18 protein-coding genes are annotated in these 21,659 nt (G+C 62.8%); 5 read left to right on the top strand and 13 right to left on the bottom strand.

All coding sequences use genetic code 11. The annotated features are described in order from the left end of the window. Positions 1-2: 2 nt before the first annotated feature. The 8 genes from rpoA2 to DM826_RS03785 form a co-directional block, all read right to left on the bottom strand. Positions 3-1,211 carry a DNA-directed RNA polymerase subunit A'' gene (rpoA2, locus tag DM826_RS03820; RefSeq protein ID WP_120101657.1) on the bottom strand — a complete coding sequence of 403 codons (1,209 nt, stop codon included), beginning with the start codon at positions 1,209-1,211 and terminating at the stop codon, positions 3-5. Beyond that, the gene (locus tag DM826_RS03815; RefSeq protein WP_120101654.1) at positions 1,204-4,119 is read right to left on the bottom strand and encodes a DNA-directed RNA polymerase subunit A'; all 2,916 of its coding nucleotides are present in this window, start codon (positions 4,117-4,119) and stop codon (positions 1,204-1,206) included. The genes rpoA2 and DM826_RS03815 overlap by 8 nt, the downstream gene beginning before the upstream one ends. 12 nt (positions 4,120-4,131) lie before the next feature. Next, on the bottom strand, positions 4,132-5,958 hold the full coding sequence (gene rpoB / locus DM826_RS03810) for a DNA-directed RNA polymerase subunit B (protein ID WP_120101651.1): 1,827 nt from the start codon (positions 5,956-5,958) through the stop codon (positions 4,132-4,134). Between the two features lie 3 nt (positions 5,959-5,961). Continuing rightward, positions 5,962-7,530, bottom strand: a complete 1,569-nt coding sequence (locus DM826_RS03805) for a DNA-directed RNA polymerase subunit B'' (protein WP_120101648.1) — start codon at positions 7,528-7,530, stop codon at positions 5,962-5,964. Further along, entirely contained in the window at positions 7,527-7,754 is a 228-nt protein-coding gene (locus tag DM826_RS03800) for a DNA-directed RNA polymerase subunit H (protein WP_120101646.1), read from the bottom strand. The genes DM826_RS03805 and DM826_RS03800 overlap by 4 nt, the downstream gene beginning before the upstream one ends. 217 nt (positions 7,755-7,971) lie before the next feature. Continuing rightward, positions 7,972-9,042 carry a phosphotransacetylase family protein gene (locus tag DM826_RS03795; RefSeq protein ID WP_120101644.1) on the bottom strand — a complete coding sequence of 357 codons (1,071 nt, stop codon included), beginning with the start codon at positions 9,040-9,042 and terminating at the stop codon, positions 7,972-7,974. Further along, on the bottom strand, positions 9,039-11,132 hold the full coding sequence (locus DM826_RS03790; protein ID WP_120101641.1) for an acetate--CoA ligase family protein: 2,094 nt from the start codon (positions 11,130-11,132) through the stop codon (positions 9,039-9,041). Before DM826_RS03790 ends, DM826_RS03795 begins: the two co-directional genes overlap by 4 nt. Before the next feature lie 157 nt (positions 11,133-11,289). After that, the gene (locus DM826_RS03785; protein ID WP_120101639.1) at positions 11,290-11,574 is read right to left on the bottom strand and encodes a DUF7545 family protein; all 285 of its coding nucleotides are present in this window, start codon (positions 11,572-11,574) and stop codon (positions 11,290-11,292) included. 92 nt (positions 11,575-11,666) lie between these two features. On the opposite strand from DM826_RS03785, the gene DM826_RS03780 reads away from it, so the two are divergent. The 4 genes from DM826_RS03780 to DM826_RS03765 all read left to right on the top strand — a co-directional run bounded on the left by DM826_RS03780 (position 11,667) and on the right by DM826_RS03765 (position 16,415). After that, a complete protein-coding gene (locus DM826_RS03780; RefSeq protein WP_120101636.1) occupies positions 11,667-12,209 on the top strand; it encodes an SRPBCC family protein in 543 nt (180 codons plus the stop codon). 96 nt (positions 12,210-12,305) lie between these two features. Beyond that, positions 12,306-13,643: a Trk system potassium transporter TrkA gene (trkA, locus tag DM826_RS03775; RefSeq protein ID WP_120101634.1), complete on the top strand. Its 1,338-nt coding sequence runs from the start codon at positions 12,306-12,308 to the stop codon at positions 13,641-13,643. Further along, positions 13,643-15,145 (top strand): TrkH family potassium uptake protein, encoded by a 1,503-nt coding sequence (locus DM826_RS03770; RefSeq protein WP_120101631.1) that lies wholly within the window; start codon positions 13,643-13,645, stop codon positions 15,143-15,145. Before trkA ends, DM826_RS03770 begins: the two co-directional genes overlap by 1 nt. A gap of 136 nt (positions 15,146-15,281) precedes the next feature. Beyond that, a complete protein-coding gene (locus tag DM826_RS03765) occupies positions 15,282-16,415 on the top strand; it encodes a CBS domain-containing protein (RefSeq protein ID WP_120101629.1) in 1,134 nt (377 codons plus the stop codon). A 9-nt stretch (positions 16,416-16,424) separates the two neighbouring features. Here DM826_RS03765 and radB read toward each other — a convergent pair whose 3' ends face one another. The 4 genes from radB to gap all read right to left on the bottom strand — a co-directional run bounded on the left by radB (position 16,425) and on the right by gap (position 20,129). Continuing rightward, the gene (gene radB / locus DM826_RS03760; RefSeq protein WP_205738789.1) at positions 16,425-17,117 is read right to left on the bottom strand and encodes a DNA repair and recombination protein RadB; all 693 of its coding nucleotides are present in this window, start codon (positions 17,115-17,117) and stop codon (positions 16,425-16,427) included. 92 nt (positions 17,118-17,209) lie between these two features. Then, complete coding sequence (locus DM826_RS03755) at positions 17,210-17,713, bottom strand: metallophosphoesterase (RefSeq protein WP_120101624.1); 504 nt, start codon at positions 17,711-17,713, stop codon at positions 17,210-17,212. A 54-nt stretch (positions 17,714-17,767) separates the two neighbouring features. Further along, positions 17,768-18,988, bottom strand: coding sequence for a phosphoglycerate kinase (locus DM826_RS03750; RefSeq protein ID WP_120101621.1), 1,221 nt, complete (start codon positions 18,986-18,988; stop codon positions 17,768-17,770). A gap of 85 nt (positions 18,989-19,073) precedes the next feature. Then, complete coding sequence (gap, locus tag DM826_RS03745; protein WP_120101619.1) at positions 19,074-20,129, bottom strand: type I glyceraldehyde-3-phosphate dehydrogenase; 1,056 nt, start codon at positions 20,127-20,129, stop codon at positions 19,074-19,076. Between the two features lie 231 nt (positions 20,130-20,360). On the opposite strand from gap, the gene DM826_RS03740 reads away from it, so the two are divergent. Continuing rightward, positions 20,361-20,720 carry an Hsp20/alpha crystallin family protein gene (locus DM826_RS03740; RefSeq protein WP_120101616.1) on the top strand — a complete coding sequence of 120 codons (360 nt, stop codon included), beginning with the start codon at positions 20,361-20,363 and terminating at the stop codon, positions 20,718-20,720. On the opposite strand, the gene DM826_RS03735 is transcribed toward DM826_RS03740, so the two are convergent. Then, positions 20,721-21,623, bottom strand: coding sequence for an ATP-grasp domain-containing protein (locus DM826_RS03735; RefSeq protein ID WP_120101614.1), 903 nt, complete (start codon positions 21,621-21,623; stop codon positions 20,721-20,723). Between the last annotated feature and the right edge of the window lie 36 nt (positions 21,624-21,659).

The following is a 21,659-nucleotide window of genomic DNA, read 5'->3' as shown; positions in this document are numbered from 1 at the left end:
CGTCAGTCGTCAGCCGGCGACGTCTCCATCGACCCCATCCGGAGCTTCACGTCGCCGGTGCCGATCGAGACCGGTTTGCCCGCGATGACGTTCTCGATGATCCCGTTGAGATCGTCGCTTTCGCCGTGGATCGCGGCATCCAGCAGGTGGTTGACCGTGACCTCGAACGCAGCCCGGGCCAACACGGAGTCCTTTGAACCGGAGATACCGTGGCGGCCGATCGACTCGATAGTGCCCTCGTTGGTCATGATGTCAGCCACAAGCATCAGATGGCGGATGTTCACGTCGTCGAGCCCCTGTTCGCGGAGCGTGTCGATCGTCTCGTTGATGATCGCCTCGCGGGCAGCCTCGATCCCGAGTTCCTCGTGGATCTCGTGGATGTTGTTACAGGTCGAGCGACTGGCATCGACGCCCTCGATCCGGAGCACATCGCCGAACGCCGATCCCTCAGTGTAGAGGACGAACTCCTCGCCGTCGTCGAGTTCTTCCTTGCGGATGACGACGCGGCTGATCTCCTCGATCCCTTTGAAGACGATCTCCCGAAGCTCCTCGACCAACTGGAGCAGCTCCCGGTAGCTCGGTTCGCTGGGGCCGAACTCGATGGCCATCCCCTGATGACGGGTGTCGACGCCAAGAGCGTCTTCGATGGTTTCGGCGATCTCCGCGGCGACGGGTTCGGCGGCGTCGGCGGTCGGCCACCGCTCCAACAGCGTCTCCTCGTTGAGGTCGATCCGGACGACCATGTCGGCGACATTCGTCGACACATCACCCAACGCGAGGATCTTCGTCGCTTCAAGCGCCCACACGACCTCGCGGGCTTTCTCTCTGTCCTCGGCGTACTCGTCTTCGAGATACACCGTCATCATCGGCGTATCCGGCTCCTTGCGGGCGTCGACGAGTTCGATCAGCCGCGGAAGGCCCTGTGTCACGTCGATCTCGGCGACACCGGCGTAGTGGAACGTGTTCATCGTCATCTGGGTGCCAGGTTCGCCGATCGACTGGGCGGAGACGGTGCCAGCAGGCTCCAGTGGCTCGATCCGGGCGTCGAGATACTCTGCCTCGGCGGCACGAGCGATCTCATCGGCCTGCTCGGTGGTAACGCCCTCTCGTTCCTCGATGGAGTCGTAGACGCGCCGCCGCAGGCGACGCGGCAGTTCGGTGTCCTCAACGACGGCTTTGATGTCGTCGGTGACGTGGTCGTACTCAGTCATCCGACTCCACCTCCGAGGACAGCGCGGTATCAGTGTGCTCTGAGAGGTTCGTCGGCGACTCCGACGGCGTGAGGAACGCCTCTTTCTCGCTGTCGTTGTCGAATTCGGCGTCCAACACGCGGTCGGTGATCCCCTCAACGTCGACCTCGAAGTCCTCACTGGAGGAAACCTTCACCGGCGAGGTGCCGTCCTCGCCGAACTCGAATTGGACGACGCGATCGGAGGTATCCCGAACTGTCCCGTCGTACTGCACCTCAAGCTCAGACAGTGCGTTGATCAGGCGTCGCTGGAGGTAGCCGGATTTCGAGGTACGGACGGCCGTATCGACCAGCCCTTCGCGGCCACCCATCGCGTGGAAGAAGAACTCCCGCGGGGTCAGCCCGCCGCGGTAGGAGTTTTCGACGAAGCCGTGGGCCTCCGCCGAGAGATCGTTTGGCTCGTAGTGGGCCAGCGTGCGATCCTCGTAGCCACGGTTGATCCGCTCACCGCGAACAGCCTGTTGGCCGACACAGCCGGCCATCTGCGTGAGGTTCAGCATCGACCCACGCGCCCCGGAGCGGGCCATCACGACCGCCGGGTTGTCGTCGGCGAAGTGATCCTCGGCGATCTCACCCGCCGAGTCGCGGGCCTTACCGAGCGTCTGCATGATCTTCATTTCCAGCGTCTCATCGACCGTTCGGCCGGGCAGCGATTCAAGATCGCCGGCCCGGTAGGTCTCGATCAACTCATCGATGCGGCCGTAGGCGTTGTCGATGGCCTCATCGACCTGCTCGTCGGCGACCGGCGGAATCGACTCGTCGTCGATCCCGATCGAGAAGCCGAAGTGCATGATCGCCCGCATGGCGAGGGCCGCGACCTCGTTGATGAAGACGCGAGCACGGGTTTCCGAATACTGTTTGACGATCGTATCGACGATCTCGCCGCCGAAGGCACCGACGGCGTCCTCGTCGATCGTCCCTTGGAGGTGGTGGCCATCCTCGATGATGACCGTGTCGCCAGCCGACGAATCAAATTCGAGATCAAGCCCGTCCGGCAACAGCAGCGAGAAGACGGTGCGGCCGGTCCAGTAGGGGCCGGTCTCATCTTCACCGTCGGGTTCCGGCAGCTCATCGACCTGCGTTGCCCGCAGCAGGTCGAGCGCCTGGGTCTCGGTGAAGTGGGGGTTGTCGTGGGTGAGCAGATACGTCCCCGAGATGTGATCCTGAATCGCGCCGATGATGTTCTCACCGAATCGCGGCGAGAGAATCTGTTCTTGGACACGCATGAGCACGCGCGCCTCAGCCCGGGATTCCTCGGTCTGGAGGGCGTGCATGTTCATCTCGTCGCCGTCGAAGTCGGCGTTGTACGGCGGACAGACCGTCGTGTTGAGCCGGAACGTCTTGTACGGCATCACGACGACCTCGTGGGCCATAATCGACATCCGGTGCAGCGACGGCTGGCGGTTGAAGATCACGATGTCGCCGTCGATCAGATGGCGGTTGACCTCCCAGCCGGCATCGATCTTCGTTGCCAACTCTTCACAATTTTTCTCAGTTACCTTCAGCCGGCGGCCATCAGGTCGTTTGACGTAGTTCGCGCCGGGGTGGGTTTCCGGCCCGTTGGCGACGTACTGTTTGGCCTCCTCAAGGGTGCGGTCGGTGACGTTGATCGTGATCGTCATCTCGCTGGCGACGCGGTCGGGAACCCCAACCTCGTTGAGACTCAGCGTCGGATCCGGGGAGATGACCGTCCGCGCCGAGAAGTTGACGCGTTTGCCGGAGAGTGAACCGCGGAAGCGACCCTCCTTGCCCTTGAGTCGCTGGCTGAGGGTTTTGAGGGGTCGTCCCGAGCGGTGTCGGGCCGGCGGCGTGCCGGAAATCTCGTTGTCAACGAAGGTGGTGACGTGGTACTGCAGCAGTTCCCAGAGGTCTTCGATAATCAGTTGGGGCGCGCCAGCCTCACGATTTTCCATAAACCGCTGGTTGATCCGGATGATGTCGACCAGCTTGTGGGTGAGGTCGTCCTCGGATCGCTGGCCGTTGTCCAGCGTGATCGATGGCCGAGCGGTCACCGGCGGCACCGGCAGCACGGTCATGATCATCCACTCCGGTCGGGAGCCCTCGGCGTCGATCCCGAGGACTTCGATATCCGAATCAGGGATCTGCTCGAACCAATCCCGAATGTCGCTCGGCATCAGCTTGTTCATGTCCTCCTCGGTGAGGTCGACATCGAGCGCTTTCTCAAGGGCGCGACGGCCATCGTCCCGTGGCCGGAACTCGCCGCCGAGGATCTGGTTGATCCGGTCGAGTGGGATGCCCGTCTCATCCGAAAGGGCCTGTGGGCTCATCCCCTCGTCGTCTTCGTCGTCCTCGTCGGGCTGCATCGCCTCGGCGATGATCTCGGAGTACTCGCCCGACAGAACGTTTTGGACCTCGTAGTAGGTTGTCGGCTTTTCGTGTTTGATGTCGGCCTGGGGTTCCGCACAGTGCGGACAGCTGCCGGCCTTGCGGGCCTGTCGGACAGCCGCTTTGAGCACCGTATCGGGATCCTTGCCGAGATCCTCGGCGCGGTCGAGTTCCTCGCGGTACTCCTCCATCTCCATCTCGGTCAGCGTCAGCCGACCGCACTCCCGGCAGGTCGCCCGGAGCAGTCGCCGGATAAGCGTCGTAAAGCCGACGTGGATGACCGGCGCAGCGAGTTCGATGTGGCCGAAGTGACCAGGACAGGAGCCGGAGTGTTGCCCACAGGTACGACATTCAAGACCGGGGTCGATCACGCCGAGTCGTGGATCCATCAGCCCCATGTCGATTGGGTAGCCGTCGTCGTCGTAGGTGTCGGCCGTGATCACTTTCGTCGCCGAGATGTCACGGTACGTCTCGGGATCCATCAGTCCGAAGTCGATCCCGCCGAGCTGTTTTGGTGTTTGCATTGACATTGTAGCTTAGACCGCGTCTTCGAGTTCGAGGGTTGGTCGGATGCCGAGCGCCATCATCTCATCGAGGAGGAGCTTGAACGCGTAGCTCACGTCGAGTTCGTGGATGTTGTCCTCGCTGCCGGTCGCCGGATCATACACCCGGCGTTGCTCTCTGTCCTCGACGGCGATCATGCCGGTGTCCTCAGAGACGTAGACCGTCTCCTTGTCAGAGGACTCAAGCAGGCGTTCGTTGAGCACCATCGACGCGCCGTGGCCGATGATCGTATCGCGTTCCATCTCGCCGACACGGAGGCCACCCTCGCGGGCACGCCCCTCGGTCGGCTGCCGGGTCAACACCTGCACCGGCCCGCGGGAGCGGGCGTGCAGCTTGTTGGAGACCATGTGGTAGAGCTTGTGATAGAAGATCGTCCCAACGAAGATCTCCGCGTCGATCTTCTCGCCGGAAACGCCGGAGTACATAACCTCCTTCCCGGAGGATTTGAAGCCGTGTTCCTCCAGTGCGCCGCGAAGCTCCTCTTCGTCTTCACCCTGGAACGGCGTGCCGTCGACACGGCGGCCTTCCAGCGCGCCGACCTTCCCGCCAAGCATCTCCAAGACGTGGCCGACGGTCATCCGTGAGGGCAGCGCGTGGGGGTTCATCACGAGGTCAGGGACGAGCCCCTCCTCGGTGAACGGCATATCTTCCTGTGGGGCAAGGTGGCCGATAACGCCCTTCTGGCCGTGCCGGGAGGCGAACTTGTCGCCGAGTTCGGGGATGCGTTCGTCACGCACCTTCACCTTCGAGAGCATCGAGCCATCCTCGTTTTCCATGACGGTGACGGTGTCGACGACGCCGTCCTCGCCGGAGCGCATCGTGACGGAGGTTTCGCGTCGTTTCTGGGGGCTGAGTCCGCCCATATCGTCTGGTTCTTCGAGGAACCGCGGCGGGCTCGTTTTGCCGAGCAGCACCGAATTTTCGTCAACAACCGTTTCGGGGTTGACGAGGCCGTCCTCGTCGAGGTGGGTGTAGGCATCCTCACCGCGGGCACCGCGAACGTCCTGATCGGGGATCTCGAAGCGATCCTCCTGGCCGCCGGGGTAGCGTCGCTCCTCACCCTCGTAGGTGCGGAAGAAGTGCGACCGCATCAGCGCGCGCTCGACGGAGCCCTTGTTCATCACGAGGGCGTCCTCGATGTTGAACCCCTCGTAGCTCATGACGGCGACGACGAAGTTCTGGGCGGCGGGGCGGTCGTCGTAGCCGATCTGTTCGGTCGTCTGGGTTTTGACCATCGACAGCTGCGGGTAATGCAGGAGGTGCTGGCGGGTGTCAGGCCGGATGCGGTAGTTCGCCGACGGCAGCCCGAGTGACTGTTTCATCATCCCTGCGCCCATCGTAATCCGGGGACTGGCGTTGTGTTCGGGGTACGGGATCATCCCCGCGCCGATCCCGAAGATCAGCGAGGGGTCGATCTCAAGGTGGGTGTGTCGCTCGGTGAGGTCGTCCTCGTCGACGCCGACGAGGATGTCTTCCTCTTCCTCGGCGTCGATAAACTCGACGTAGCCGCGGTCGACGAGATCCTCGAACTCGAGGTCGTCGGTTTTGAGCGCCTCGATCTCCTCGTCGCCGAGCAGCGGTTCGCCATCCTCAACGACGATCAGCGGGCGGCGGGCCCGACCGGCATCGGCGTTGATGATGACCTCTTGGGTGCGGCCACGCACGGAGACGTTGACCATATCGGAGACGTCGCCGCGGCGGCGGGCGTCTCGTATCTGTTCGGCAAGCTGTTCCGGATCCGGATGGGTGCCGACGAGGCTCCCGTTGACGTAGACTTTTGCTTCTCGTGATTGAGCCATTGGTTAGTCGTCCGCAGGGGTTGTTCGTTCAACGCCGTCGATACCTGGGATCCCCTCGACTCCCATCGACGATAGTTCGCGCTTCAGTCCTTGCTCGTCCTCGATGTCCTGACTCAGCTCCATCGCCTGAGCGAAGTTTTTGACCAGCCCACAGTTCGGCCCTTCCGGCGTCTCGGAGGGACAGATGCGACCCCACTGGGTCGCGTGGAGGTCACGCGCTTCGAAGTGTGGCTGCGATCGGCTGAGCGGCGAACGGAGTCGCCGGAGGTGGCTGAGGACACCCATGTGGTCGGTGCGGTCGACCAACTGAGAGACACCGGAGCGGCCACCAACCCAGTTGCCGGTGGCGATCGGGTGTTCGAGCCGTTCGGTGAGTACGTCCGAGCGGACGACCGTGCTGACCGAGAGCTCACGATTCCGCATGTTGGCGCGTTCAAGCTGGTATTTCACATCCCGGGCCAGTTTGTTCAGCGCGGTGCGGAACAGATCGGTCATCAGATCGCCGGAGACCTTGAGGCGTTTGTTGGCGTAGTGATCCTTGTCGTCGGCTTCGCGTCGGCCGAGAGCGAGTTCGAAACAGGCCTCGGCCATCCGACAGAGGTAGTAGGCCTTGTTGGTGCGAACCTCCTCCTCGTCGACGCCTTCCTCGTGGAGGTGCGGCAGGAGGTAGCGGTCGATGACGTAGTTGGCGCGTTTGAGCTGGTAGTTTTTGCCCTGCCCGGAGGCGACGCGCTGACCGAGGGTTTCGATGGCGGCCTCGGTGGTCTGGACGTCGGCTTCCTCCAGATTCTCCAGCATGAACTTCACGATCTCTGGGTCATCTGAGACGCGGTGGACGATCTCCTCGTCGGATTCGAGTCCGAGCGCGCGAACGAGCGTGACGAAGTTGACGCTGCCCGACACCGATGGGAAGCTCACCTCAAGCAGCCCCTCGCGGTTGCGCTCACAGAGGACGAGCGCGCGGTAGCCACGTCGCTGGCTGAACGTCTTGGCGACCTGGATGTCGTCGTCGTATTTGGTGTCGTGTTCGGCGAGGATCTTGTTCGGCGCGAGATCTTCGCTGGTCATCAGCACCCGCTCGGAGCCGTTGACGATGAAGTAGCCACCGGGGTCGGCGGGGTCTTCGCCGATCTCGATGAGCTCTTCATCGGAGAAGTCGGCGATGTTACATTTGTCGGAGCCGACCATGATCGGCATGCGGCCGACCTTCGTCTCCGTGGAGTCGACGACGGTTTCGGGTTCCTCGTCGCCGCCGCGGATGATCGACATCTCCATGAACACCGGCGCGGCGTAGGTGATGTTGCGGAGTCGAGCTTCCTGTGGGAACAGCAGCTCCTCACTGCCGTCGGCTTCGCGCACACGTGGTGTCAGAATGCGGATGTCGCCGAGTTCGACGTAGACGGGCTCTTGACCCTCCTTGTCGCCGATGTCGGTCTCGATGGTTTCCTTTTCGACGGCGACCTGCTGCATGCCGCGTTCGAGAAAGGCGTTGAACGAGCGGAAGTGGTGTTCGGCAAGGCGATCCTCTGAGAAGTACTCTCTGGATACGTCGCGTCGATCTTGTCGGTTCATTCGACCACCAGCCGGTAGGAAATCGATGTGTCTGCTGTCCGGGAATCACGGACGATCTTGATGACATCGCCCGTCTCAGCCTCCTCCGGCAGAGCCGGGTCGTTGGCTTTGATCTCCGGAAGATCGGTACGATCCAACCCATACTCCTCGAGAACCGAATCGAGTTCGGCTCCCTCGATGGGGATGTGCTCGGGTACGAGTTCGTGTTGGCTTACGTCTACCATGGATACGTTGGGTTTCGGGTTGAAGAAACTACTATCACGAGATACTACAGTCGGTTACAAAACGAGGCCAGTTAAGGATTGCTAACTCGGGGTGAGCCCAACGGCTCATCGACCCCGGCTGTCCTGATACCCGTGTCAACGGACGACACCAATAAAGAGTTTGTGGCGGGGGTTCGCGACAGCCAGCAGCGGGCCAAACAGATGGCGACGACCGCGATCAGTCCGCGTCAGACGCACCCAACAGCGCGTCAAGGTCGACCCGCTCGGTCAGCAGGTCGGCCATTGTGTCGACGGTCTCCGCATCGCGGGTACGACCGCTGCGAACGACCGATTCGGCGCGCTCGACGGCGGTGAGGGTGTCGGTGTTGATCTGTAGGATCGGGGTGTTAGCCTCCTCGGCCCGGCCCAACACCGCCGACGACGGCCGGTGGCCGCCGGTCAAGATGAGACACTTCACGCCGGAGGCTTCCAAGGCGGCGGTGTGGATATCCGAGCGGTCGCCGCCGGTGATCGCCGCGGCGTTACGGGCCCGTCGGAAGTATCGGAGGGCTTCGTCGCCGCCCATTGCACCCACAAGGAAGCGTTCGACGTAGGCATCGGTCGGCGTATCGGTGAGCACATCCGCGCCGAGTTCCGCCGCGAGATCCTCGATGGTCACGCCGGCCAGCCGCTGTTCTTGCGGCACTGCACCGAAGACCTCGACGCCGCGACTCTCAAGGAACGGGATCACGTCGCTGTCGAGTTCCTCGAAGGCACTATCGGAGATGCGGTTGAAGACGACACCCGCCAGTCGATCCCCGAGTCGGTCGATCGCGCCGAGCAACCCATCGATATCGCCGGGCTGGGTGTAGTCGGCGACCAAGATCGCCTTCGCATCCAGCAGCTCGGCAACCTCCGGATCGGTCAACCCGACGATGCCGCCGGTCGACAGCGAGCCGCCGCCTTCGACGATCATCGTATCGCGGTCGGCCGCCAAGGCGTCAAACTGCGTTTTGACCTGTTGGCGAAGCTCGTCGGGATCCTCCTGGCCGCGGATCGCCCCATCGATGAACGTCGGCGAGTAGACAACGGGTTCGAGTTCGTGCATCTCGGCGTCGAGATCGAGCAGCTCCCGGGCCAACATGGGATCCTCGTCGAGGGTTTTGCCGACGTTGCTCTGCAGGCGGGTGCCTTTTGGCTTCATGTAGCCGACCGAGTGGCCACGGTCGCGGGCGATCGTCGCCAACGCCAGCGCGATGGCGGTCTTACCGGTGCTTTCTTCGGTTGCGGTGATGAGTAGTGTGTTCATAGGTTCTCGGGGTCGACGGTGAGTCTGATATCGACGGCGGCGACGCCGTCGGGCGTTGCGACCAGCGGGTTGATGTCGAACTCCATGATCGCCGGGAAGTCAGCGACCAGTTGGGAGAGCCGCTGGATCGTCTCGACGATGCCATCGAGATCGGCGGGATCGCGCCCTCGTGCGCCACGTAGGAGCGGTGCCGTCTTGATTTCTTCTGTCATTTCGCGGGCTTCGGTCTCCGAAACCGGGGCGACACGGAACGTCGTATCTTCCAGTACCTCGACGAAGATGCCACCCAGGCCAAACATCATCAGCGGGCCGAACTGCGGATCGCGGTTCATCCCGACGATGGTTTCGGTGCCCGAATCGAGATCGGCCATCTCTTGGACCTGGACGCCAAGCAGGTTGGCGTCAGGTTGGTAGTTGCGCGCGCGTGTGATCAGCGTCTCGTAGGTGTCGGCAACCTCGTCGTCGGCGACACCGACCGCGACGCCGCCGATATCGGATTTATGCAGGATATCGGGGCTGACGATCTTCATCACAACATCGCCGTCGATTCTCTCGGCGACCGCGCGGGCATCTTCGGGCGCATCGACGATCTCGCCGTCTGGCATCGGAATGCCGTAGGCCTCCAACAGGCCCATCGCCTCAACGCCAAGCCGGTTGTCCGATCGATCCTCAACGCGTTCAAGGATCTCTCGGGCAGCGTCTTTGTCCACGTCGAAGTCAGCGGGCTCCTCGTAGGTTCGCTGTTGGATGCCGCGGTACTCCCACAGCGAGTCGAGCGCCCCGATCGCTCGGGAGGGATCGAAGTAGTTCGGGATGCCGGCGTCGCTGAGGATCGCCGCCGAGTCGTCGACGCTCTCGCCGCCCATAAAGCAGGCCGCGACGGGTTTCCCGTGTTTTTCCCGCAACTCGACGGTTTCGGCGGCCAACTGCTCGTAGTCGAGGACGGCAGTCGGACACGACAACACCATCGCCGAGCCGACGTTTTCGTCGGCTAGTGCGATATCGAGGGCGTCGCGGAACCGCTCGACATCGGCGTCGCCGACGATGTCGACGGGGTTGTAGATGTTACCCTCCGGCGGAAGTTGCTCGGAGAACTTATCGAGGGTTTCCTGTTCGAACGACGCCATCTCCAAGCCCGAGTCGCCGACCGCGTCGGTCGACATCACGCCGGGGCCGCCGGCGTTGGTGATGACGGCGATATCGTTGTTCTCCGGGACTGGCTGATTGGCCAACATCTGGGCGGCATCGAACAGATCCTGTACCGACTCCGCTCGGAGGACGCCGGCCTGATCGAGGCCGGCCTCGTAGGCCTGCTCGGAGCCAGCGATCGTGCCGGTGTGTGAGGAGGCCGCCTGCGCACCGGCGTCGGTGCGGCCGGATTTCACGAGGACGATCGGGGTGTCTTGGGTCACCTCGCGGGCGGTGTCGATGAACTCTCGCCCCTGGCTGATCCCTTCCAGATAGCCGATGATCACGTCGGTATCGGGATCGTCGCCCCAGTGGTCGACGAAGTCGGTCTCATCAAGGACGGCTTTGTTGCCAAGCGAGGCAACATCCTTGAAGCCGACATCCTCGTCGTTGGCCCAATCGAGGACGGCCGTAATGAACGCCCCCGACTGGCTCATAAAGGACATGTTGCCGGCTTCGGGGCTGTCGGGCCCGAAGGAGGCGTTCATGCCATTGGCTGTCGACATGATGCCGAGGCTGTTGGGGCCGACCAGATTGAGGTCGTACTCGGCGGCGATCTCCTTCAGTTCGCGTTCTCGGCTCGCGCCGTCGCCGCCGGTCTCGCCGAAGCCGGCGGTAATGACGACGACATTTTCCACGCCGGCCTCGCCGGCCTGCTCGATCGCCGGGAGCACGATCTTTGGCGGGACAACGATGACGGCCATATCGGCCGCCGCCTCTCCGATCTCGTCGACACAGGAGAGGCCCATCACCTCCTCGTAGTTGGGGTTGACCGGGACGACCTCGCCGTCGAAGGCCGGCAACAGATTGTCGGTGACGGCGCGGCCGATCGACCCCTCACGTGCGGTCGCACCGACAACAGCGATGCGATCCGGCGCGAATAGTTCCGTTAGGGTGCCCATCACTCCGAACGTAGCCGCCGGATCTTCTTAAACGCCGGTGTGCCTGTCCTGACATGCCACACAGTCACACACCCCGGCGGCTGCTGGCGATTCGGTGAGTCACACTAGAGACAAGCCACCACACAAAACCGAATCGGGACGCTGTGAGCGGTGCCGATCAGTGACTGTGGCCCATCGCGTCTTCGAGGCTCATGCCGAAGCGCTCCTCGAAGAGTTCCTCGACGGCCTCGTTGAGTTCAACAAGTTCCGGCGACGGCTCACCCTCAGCGTGGTGGACAAGCGAGTGGGCGTGCTGGGCGAGGGCCTGCACGACGATATCGCTGATCACCGTCGTTGGCTCCTCGCCGGGTTCGGCGAGCGTCTCGACCAGTCCGGCCGGGACATCGAGCGTTTCACTGGAACCGTCCGGCCCTTCGATGGTGTAGGCCTCCGTATCAACCATACCGGGAGGTACGGCCGCAGCCATAAGGCCGTGTGGGTTCGACGCGGTGACTGACCTGCGGGCTTATTAGCCTCCCGGCCGAACAGCGGGGCGTGGATACGATCGTCGTTCGAACAACGGTGTACGCCGACGCCGAGGAGGTCTATGAGTTCTTGCTCGATTTTCCGGGGTATGCAAACTACTCCAAGTACCTCACCAACGTGCGGGTGCGAACCGGCGACGGCGGCGTCGGCACCCAGTATGCCCTGCGGTTTGCCTGGTGGAAGCTCAGCTACACCGCCCACTCGGAGGTTGTCGCTGTCGACCCGCCCGAAGAGATCGACTGGCGGATCACCAAGGATATCGACGCCAACGGCCAGTGGGCGATCGACCCGCTTGAGACGCTGCCCGCGGATGCCCCCGACGATGCGACGGCAGCCTGTCAGGTAACCTTCCAGGTCGCCTTCGATCCTGACTCCGCCGACGCCGGCGTGTTGAACCTGCCCGCGCTCGTCTCCTTCGGCTGGGTGCTCGAACGGGCGATCCCGTTGATCCGCGGGGAGGCCGAACGCGTCGTCCAGCGGGCGGTCGCCGACCTCGAAGCCCGCAACCGACCGGTCGACCTGACGATCGAGACTGACTCACGGTATCTCTGAGCGCTGCCCAGCCGACGAATCGACGCGGAACTCACCCAACAAGGGAATACCTAAACCGTCGCCGTCGATACCCACCCCCATGAGAGGGACAGGCCGATGAACGTCCTCATCGTTGGCGCGGGCCAGGTCGGCGAAAGCATCGCGGCTGATCTCGCCCCCAGCCACGACGTGACAGTCGTCGACCAGCGAAGCGACCGAACCGAGGAACTCACCTACGGCTACGACGTCCTGACCGTCACGGGCGACGGCACAGATATCGACGTCCTTGAGGAGGCCGGCATCGAGAGCGCCGAGATGGTGATCGCCAGCACCGACGACGACGAAACGAATATCGTCGTCTGTTCGACAGCCGCCGCGCTGTCGGAGGCGCTCACGATCGCCCGGATCAAACACACAAAGTATCTTGAGACGTGGGAGCGCGCCGACCGCGTGTTCGGCGTCGACTACATGGTCTGTACGAATCTGCTGACCGCCCGATCGATCGGCCGGGTCGTCGGCCTGCCGGCAGCGATCGATGTCGACCCCTTTGCGGGCGGACGCGTCCAGATGGCCGAATTCGAGATCAGCGAGCAGTGCCCGATCGTCGACCAAACAGTCCAGGAAGCCGATCGGTATGACTCCCTGACGTTCGCCGCGGTCATCAGAGACGACGAGGTCATTGTCCCCGACGGGAGTACTGTCATCACCGCCGGCGATCGCGTTGTCGTCATCGGCAGCCCCGAAAGCGTCCACAACTTCGCCGACGGGCTTGATCCCGACCACGGGGCCGGTGCCGACGAGGAAGTCGCCATCTTCGGCGGCAGCGAGATCGGCTACCACGTCGCCCGGCTGCTGAGCGAGCGGGGCTTCGGCCCGCGGCTGATCGAGCAGGATCCCGATCGGGCCCGCGAACTTGCCGAGGAGTTGCCGGCGGCACAGATCATGGAGTCCGATGCCACCGACATGGAGTTTCTCGAACGCGAGCACATCGACGAGGCCGATGTCGTTGTCGCCGCCCTCGAAAGCGACGAAAAGAACCTGCTGGTGTCGCTGTTGGCCCGCCGCCTTGGGGCCGACCGAACGATCGCTGTCATCGATACGCCGGCCTACGTTGATCTCTTCGAGGCCGTCGGGGTCGATGTGGCGATCAACCCACGGGTCGTTGTCGCCGAGGAGATCACCCGCCTTACACAGTCAGATAAGACCGAAAACGTCGCGCTCATCGAAAGCGACAAAGCGGAGGTCATCGAGATCGAGGTCGACGCCGACAGCGTGCTGGCCGGCCGGCCGATCCAGGAGTCGATCGCCGATCTGCCGGCGGGCGTCGTTATCGGGGCGATCACACGCAAAACCGAGTTTGTGACACCGCGCGGTGACACCGAGATTCAGCCGGGCGATCACGTCGTGCTCTTTGTCGGCGCCGCGGCCATCGAGGAGACAACAGCCGCGCTCTAATGCACCGACTTCGCGTCAACTGGCGGGTGAGTCTTCGCTTGCTTGGTGGCGTGTTGAAATGGCTTGCTGTCCCGCTTGCGATCCCGCTTGTGGTCGCGGTCATCGATGGCGACCCGCTTGTCCCGTTTCTCGCACCGATCGCGGTGACGCTGGCGGCCGGCGTTGGCCTCGAACAGCTAGAGACCGAGAAAAACATGTACACCCGGGAGGCCTACCTGATGGTCTCGCTGTCGTGGCTCTGTGTGGGGCTGGTCGGCGCGATCCCGTTTGTGTTGGCTGGCAACGGGCTGTTGGCGGCGCCAAGCAACGCCATCTTCGAGAGCATGAGCGGGATCACGACCACCGGTGCGACGATCATCGACGATTTCGGCGCACACTCGCGGTCGATCCTGCTGTGGCGGCAGGTGATCCAGTGGCTCGGTGGCCTCGGCATCTTGGTGTTGGCGATCTCGATCCTCTCACAGCTGTCTGTCGGTGGGGCCCAACTGATGGAGACCGAATCACAGACCCAGGATGTCCAGAAGCTGACGCCAAAGATCGCCGGCACCGCCCGGCTGATCTGGCGGCTGTATGCGGGGATCACGCTGCTTGCGACCGGCGGGCTGTTCGCCCTCGGAGTCGCCGGGATCGCCCCGGGGATGGATCTTTTCAATGCGGTGTCCCATGCGATGACGGCGGTGGCGACCGCAGGGTTTTCCCCACAGCCCGACAGCGTTGGCGCGTTTGCTCCCGCCGCGCAGTGGCTGCTTGTCCCGTTTATGTTCATCGGCGCGACGAACTTCATCCTCCTGTACTTCTTTGTCAACGGCGATTGGGGCCGGCCGCTCCGCAACGAGGAGTTTCGGTTTTACCTCGCCCTCGTTGTCGGCGCGTCCGTGTTGATGACGCTGCTGTTGCTCGTTGATGCCGATGTCGCGACCGGTGGCCTCGAAGAGACGGTGCGGGTGGCAACGTTTCAGATCGTCTCGCTTTTGACGACAACCGGCTTTGCGACCGTCGACTTCAACACGTGGTCGCCGGCGGCCAAACACCTGCTGTTTGCCTGTATGTTTCTCGGCGGGATGGCCGGCAGTACGACCTGTTCGATCAAGCTGCTGCGGTGGCTGATCGTCCTCAAGGCGTTTCGCCGGGATTTGTTTACGACGATCCACCCGGAGGCGATCACGCCGGTTCGACTCAGCGGCACCGCTGTCGACGAGGCGACGATCCGGGATATCTACGCCTACACGCTGTTGAGTCTCGTCATCTTCGCGCTGGCAACGCTTGTCGTCGTCATCGACAGCGCGCGGGTCGGACTGGAACTTTCGGAGTTCGAGGCGATGAGCGCGGCGGCGGCGACGTTTTTCAACATTGGCCCAGCCTTCGGGATTGCCGGCCCGTTCAACAGTTACAGCCCGTTTTCGACCGTCACGAAGGCGGCGATGACGCTCCTGATGTACGTCGGCCGGATCGAGATTATCCCGGTGGCGGTGTTGTTCACCCGGTCGTTCTGGCAGTCCTGACCGGGCGGTCGAGCCGGCCACCGCACGATCAAGAAGCCGGCGACGAGGGGGCGACGGTGCAACCAACAGCCCACGATACGTCGGCCGGACTGTAACAACGTTAAATACCCCCGCCGGTGTAGGTTCAGGATAGACCATGGATATTACTGACATAGTCGCCGAGGAGTTCGTCGAGGTCGACGCCGACGAACGACTGGCGAAGGTTCGTGCGGCGTTCGATCAGGCAAACCCGAAAGGCGTTATCGTCACCGAAGACGGCGACTACGCCGGGGTGATCGGCGAATCCGAGCTGGTAAAATCCCGGATTCAAGATGACACGAAAGCCTCGGTGCTGATGACCTCCGCACCGCGCGTCGACTACCACGAGGATATCCGCGAGACCGCGCGGCTGTTGGTCGAAGGCGATGTCAACGTCGCGCCGGTGTTCCGCGGCGAGACCCTCGATGGCATCATCACGACCGACGCGATCCTTGAAGCCGTCCTCGAAAACCTCGATGCACTGACCGTCTCCCAGATCTACACCGACGAGGTGATCACGGAGACGACGGCAGCCACGGTCGGCCAGGCGATCAACCGCTTGCGGGAGCACGGCATCTCCCGGCTCCCGATTGTCGACGACGCCGACACGCTAACTGGCGTCATCACGACCCACGACATCGTCAACTTCGTCGTCCGCGACGAAAACCGCCAGGAGAAAGGCGACCGCAGCGGCGACCACGACCGCATGCTTGATCTCCCGGTTGAGAATCTGATGACTTCACCAGTGTTGACCGCCGAACTGGAGGATTCCGTCGACGGGGCCGTCGAGGTCATGTTCGACAACGACATCTCCGGGTTGGTCGTTACCGACGACGACGGCGGCGTCAGCGGCATCATCACGAAAACGGATGTCTTGCGCGCGCTGACGTTCACCGAAGAAGAGTCGATGGACGTTCAGATCACGAACGTCAAACTGCTCGACAGCATCGATCGGGCGGAGATCGTCGAGTCGATCACCCAGGTCGTCGACAAATACCAGGCGATGAACGTGATCCACGCTCACGTCCGGTTCCACGAACACAAAGAAAAGCTGCGTGGGACGCCGCTGATCCAAGCACAGATCCGCCTCCGGACGAGCCACGGCCAACTCGCCGGCTCCGGGGAAGGCTACGGCGCGAACCACGCCTTCCACGTTGCGCTCGATAAGCTCGAACGCAATGTCTTAGAGCGGAAGGGTGTCAACGCCGACGCCAAACAGCGCGGGCAACTCATCCAAAATCTCGAACTGTAGGCGCGGCGGTCAAAACTCGTCGACGCCGGTAATGCCGGCGTCAGTAATCTCGAAGGTCGCCGTCTCGCCGGCGGCTTTCGCCCGGTGTTTTTCTACGGTCGCGCGGCGTTTCCCACCGCGGAACCGATCTAACCGAACAACGACGCCCGTCCAGTGTTCCAGCGTGTGGCCACCCAACGCGCGTACCCGATCGGCGTCGGGGTCGGTGTACACCTGGTTTGTGATCACGACCGCGATATCGTGTTTGCGCGCGATCGACAGCAACTCCGTGATCTGACGAGCGACCGCCCGCAGGGAGTCGCCGCCCTCCTCGTCGCCGGCGCGGTTGAGCCGGTAGAAGCCGGTCGCGCTGTCGAGGACGATCAACTCGACGCGCTCAGCAAAGTCGGCAGCATCCCGAACCGCTTCCTGTTGTTCGTCGAAATCGACGGCATCGGAGATGATGAGCCGCGAGGCAACAGTGTCGAGGGCCTCGTCGGTGCTGTGTTCGATCAACTGCTGGAACCGATCGACCGACAGCCCCTCGGTGTCGATATACAGCGCGCTGTCGCCGGCGACGGCAACCCCGACGGCAGCCGACAGCGCGATGTTTGTTTTGCCGGCCGCCGGCGGCCCATACAGTTGGGCGACGGTGCCGCGTTCGAACCCGCCGCCGAGCAGCGTATCAAGGGCGTCACAGCCGGTTGAGACTGGCTCCGTCACAGGCATCGATTGGCATGGTCGGCGCAAAAGCCCCGCGGTCTGTGACAACGCCCCGAGTGGTACTCAAAACAGCACCCGGACATCGGCTATCGCTAGTCGAGTTGGTGGTGGGTAATCGCGTCCGTTCCCGACTCCTCGGTGTCGAGAATGGCGACGTGGAACGCGTCGTCAGCCCCTTCGATCGGCAAGCCGCCGGGATTGACGCGAACCGTGTCGCCGTGGGATGTGATCGTTCGTTCGTGGGTGTGGCCATGGAAGACGTAGTCGTAGGTGCCCGCCTCGGCCAACGCCTCCCGAAGCACCGTGTTGGTACCGTGGTAGACCGCGATCTCAACACCGTCAAATGTGAGTTCGCCACACTGGCCGAGATACGTGCCAAGCTCGTCGACAACGTTGCCCAGAGCCCACTCGCCGTCGTTGTTGCCGCGGACAGCTGAGAACTCGAAGCTGTCGGTGTCGAACGGCGTTGCCGAAAACGGCGCGATGATGTCGCCGCAGTGAATGACGTGGTCGACGCCTTCGAGTTCGAACAGCGAAACCGCTTGCTGGACGTGTGCGAGGTTGTCGTGGGTGTCGGAAACAATGCCGAGTTTCATGGCTGACAGATCGGGAGCGACGAGTAAGAAAGTACCGCGGAGGGGGTAGTGCGATTAGTTCGCGGCGTCGATCAGGAGTTCGACGCCCGGCAGGTCGTCGCCCGTGAGCGCGCGGATGTACGCGCCGCCGGCGATCGAGACGTGGTCGAAATCGTCTTCGTCCATCCCGTACATCTCGATGGATCGGGAGGTGTCGCCGCCGCCGACCACCGAGAAGCAGTCGGTTTCGGCGATCGCTTTCACCGCGCCGACTGTGCCGGTCGAGAAGATTTCGTCCTCGAAGACGCCGAGGGCTCCTTTGAGGAAGACCGCATCGGAGTCCCGAATGATCGGATCGTATTTCTCGACCGTGGCCTCGGAGATATCCATGTAGTCGTAGTTGGCGGCGTCGAGTTCCTCGTTGGTGTGCTCGGCTCGCTCGCCATCGTCGTCCTCATAGGCGAGGCCTTCGGGGAGTTTGATCTGGTCGCGTCGCTCCTCGTAGAGCTCCTGGATGATCTCCTCGTTGTTCTCCCACTGAGTGTCGTAGAGATCCAGATCCTCGTGGCGATCGTAGCCGACATCGTAGCCCGCCGCTCGGAGGAACAGGTGGCTGGCGATCCCGCCCATACAGAACGTGTCGATCTTGTCGCCGAGCGTCTCCATGACGCCGATCACGTCGGTCGCTTTCGTGCCGCCGACGACCATCGTGACCTGCCCGTCGAACTCGCGGTTGGCGATGGCGGTGTTGGCCTCATACTCGGTTTCCATCACGCGACCCGCAAAGGCCGGCAACACGAGCGGGAAACCGACCAGCGAGGCGTGTTTCCGGTGGGCCGCCGAGTAGGCGTCGTTGATGTAGGCGTCAAAGTGCGGCGCGAGCGTTTGGACGAACTCGGTTTCGGCCTTGACCTCGGGGGCTTCCTCGGGCAGTTCGTCATCGCTCATCCGGGTGTTTTCCAGGAGGAGCACCTCGCCGGCCTCAAGGGAATCGATCGCGTCGAGGGCGTCGTCGCCGTAGATGTCGTCGACAAACTGGATCTCGCGGTCGATGTAGCCGCCGAGAATGTCGGCGTGCTGGTCAAGGGAGACGAAGGTGTCGTTGCCGGGCCGGCCCTGATGGGCCATCAGCACGACGCGATGACCTGCTTCAGCGAGTTCTTTGACCGTTGTCGCGTGGCGCTGAAAACGGCGGTTGTCCTGTACGTCGCCGTCCTCAACCGGTGAGTTGAGATCGAGGCGGACGAGGACGCGCTGTGCGTCGTCGAGATCGTCGATGGTGTTGAAGGATGCCATTGGTGTGTCGGAAATCGGGTGGGTCGGTGAAAAGGTGCGTGGGTCGCCAGCCCTGCTGGCGGCCGGCCGGGGGTCGCTGGTCGGCTTAGGATTCGTCGACGAGGAACTCGGCCATATCGAGCATGCGGTTCGAGAAGCCGTACTCGTTGTCGTACCACGTCAGGATCTTCACGAGGCCGTTGTCGCCGATGACGTTCGTGGAGTTGAGGTCGGCGTACGAGGAGAACGGCAGGCCGACGATATCGCTGGAGACGACCTCGTCGTCGGTGTAGCCGAGCACGCCGGCGAGTGGGCCGCTGTCGGCGGCATCGCGGAAGGCGTCGTTGATCTCCTCAGCGGTCGGCTCGGCGGCGAGATCGACGACGAGTTCGGTGATCGAGCCCGTCGGGACGGGGACGCGGATCGCCATCCCGTCGAGTTTGCCCTCAAGCTGTGGGAGCACCTGGGTTGCGGCCTGGGCGGCACCCGTCGAGGTCGGGACGATGTTTTCGGCGGCGGCGCGGCCACGGCGGGTCTTACCTTTCGGCGCGTCGATGAGCGTCTGGCTGCCGGTGTAGGCGTGGACGGTCGTCAGCGTGCCGGTCTCGATGCCGAACTCCTCGTCGAGCACCTTGGCGACCGGCGTGACGGAGTTGGTTGTACAGGAGGCGTTGGAGATGATGTCCTCGCCGTCGTAGTCGTCGGCGTGATTGACACCGTAGACGAGCTGTGGGACGGGTTTCTCGCCTTTCGGCGGCGCGGAGATGACGACCTTGTCCGCGCCAGCCTCAAGATGTTGGGCGGCGTCGTCTTTCGTTCGGAAGATGCCCGTACACTCGAAGGCGACATCGACGTCTTCCTCGCCCCACGGCAGGTCAGAGGGACTCTGAACGTTGTGCAGCGACACCGAGGTACCACCGATGGTGAGCTCGTCGCCGTCGAGTTCGAGTCCATCGAGGGTGCCCATGATGGTGTCGTACTTGCCGAGGTACCGCATCTGCTCGAAGTCCATCACGTCGTTGATACCGACGAGTTCAACCCGTGGATTGTCGAGAATCGCACGGAACGTGTTGCGACCGATTCGACCGAATCCGTTCAGGCCGACACGAACCACGTCGTCTTCGGCGACTTCCGCACCAGCATCTAGATATGATTTACTCATACGCGAATAGCGATTCTACAGCTACTTAAAATAGCCCGGATCGTCGCGGCGTGTGTGAACAAATCACAATAAATAGCTCCTGAGCTAGCAATAGCTACCCGGTGACAACGACCACACACGGCCCTCGGTGGCGATCCCGAGGCAACAGCTGTCATCGGTATAGTGCAAAACACACATTTCTGCTCAGCGGGGACAGAACGCTTTTGTCGAGGGGGAACGATACATTGGTGTATGCATAGCGACGACCGCGACGACCCGTTCGGCGATATCTTCGATGAGATCGAGCGGATGATGGGCGAAATGAACGGCCCCGATGAGGCGGGGGCCGACACGCACATCGATGTCTATGAGACCGACGACGCCGTCCGGCTCGTCGCGGATCTCCCCGGGGTCGACAAAGGCGATCTCACACTCCAGTGTGACGGCACGACACTCACGATCCAAGCGACAACCGGCCACCGAGAGTACGACGAGCGCGTCCGCCTGCCGGCGACGGTCGACGAACACTCCGCGGACGCGACGTTCAACAACGGCGTCTTGGAGGTCACGTTTGATCGGGCGGAAGCGTCTGCGGCGATCGACGTCGAGTAGTTACGACCTGTTTTCGGCAGTCTCACGAATGCGTTCGGCGAGTCGATCATAGAATCCATCGTCGTACTTATCGGCGGTATCGATCGTTGGGCGGGCGTTTGTTTCGTTGACGACGAGTCGCTCGTCGGTTGCCAACAGGTCAACACCAAGATACGGGATGTCGAGTGTGGCAGCCGCTCGTTCGGCACGCTGGCGGTGAGCATCCGGCAGGTCGACACCGGTGGCCTCGGCCCCGCGGTGGACGTTGTGTTTCCATCGACCCTCAGCGAGGTCGTCGGGCAGGCGACGCTGGACGCCGCCGACGCAGTCGCCGTCGATCACCATCGCCCGGTAATCACGGGCGTCGGGCAGATACTCCTGAATGAGATAGGATTTGTCACCGGTGGCGCGAAAATCGTGGATCAGATCGAGATAGTCGACGACGCCGAGCAGCGAGTCGATGTCGCTGGCTTTGGCGACACCGACACCGCGGGTCGCCGAGTTTGGTTTGACGACAACCGGGAAGGAGAGCTCGGCGACAGCGTCGACAACGGCCGACTCAGCGACCGGATTCGAGAGCATTACCGAGTGGGGAACCGGGATGTCGGCCGCATCGAGGGCGGCGAGAACACCGCTTTTGTTTCGGGAGGTGAGGACAGCCTCTCGGCCGTTAACCCACGGGATGTCGAGTCCGGCGGTGATCGCCGCCCCCTCCATCAGCCGGCCAGGATAGACAAGCCCAACGTCGAACTCGGTGACAGCGGTGTCGTCGTCAGCCGCAGGGGTGGCAGCGACAGCATCGTCGGTCAGTGGGATCGCCCGTTCTTTCGCCTGGAGATGAGCGGCGGCGATCCCGCGGTCAGCCAACGGCTCACGCAGACGGTGGAACGTTTCAGCAGTTGTCGTGACCGCCAGCCGAAGCATACGCTGGCGTTAGTGAGAACAGCGAAAAGGGGTGTC

Source organism: Halonotius aquaticus, from assembly GCF_003605575.1.
In the GTDB taxonomy this organism is placed as follows: Archaea; Halobacteriota; Halobacteria; order Halobacteriales; family Haloferacaceae; genus Halonotius; species Halonotius aquaticus.
Note: the sequence above shows the minus strand (reverse complement) of the source record. Positions and strands in the feature narration are given on the sequence as shown.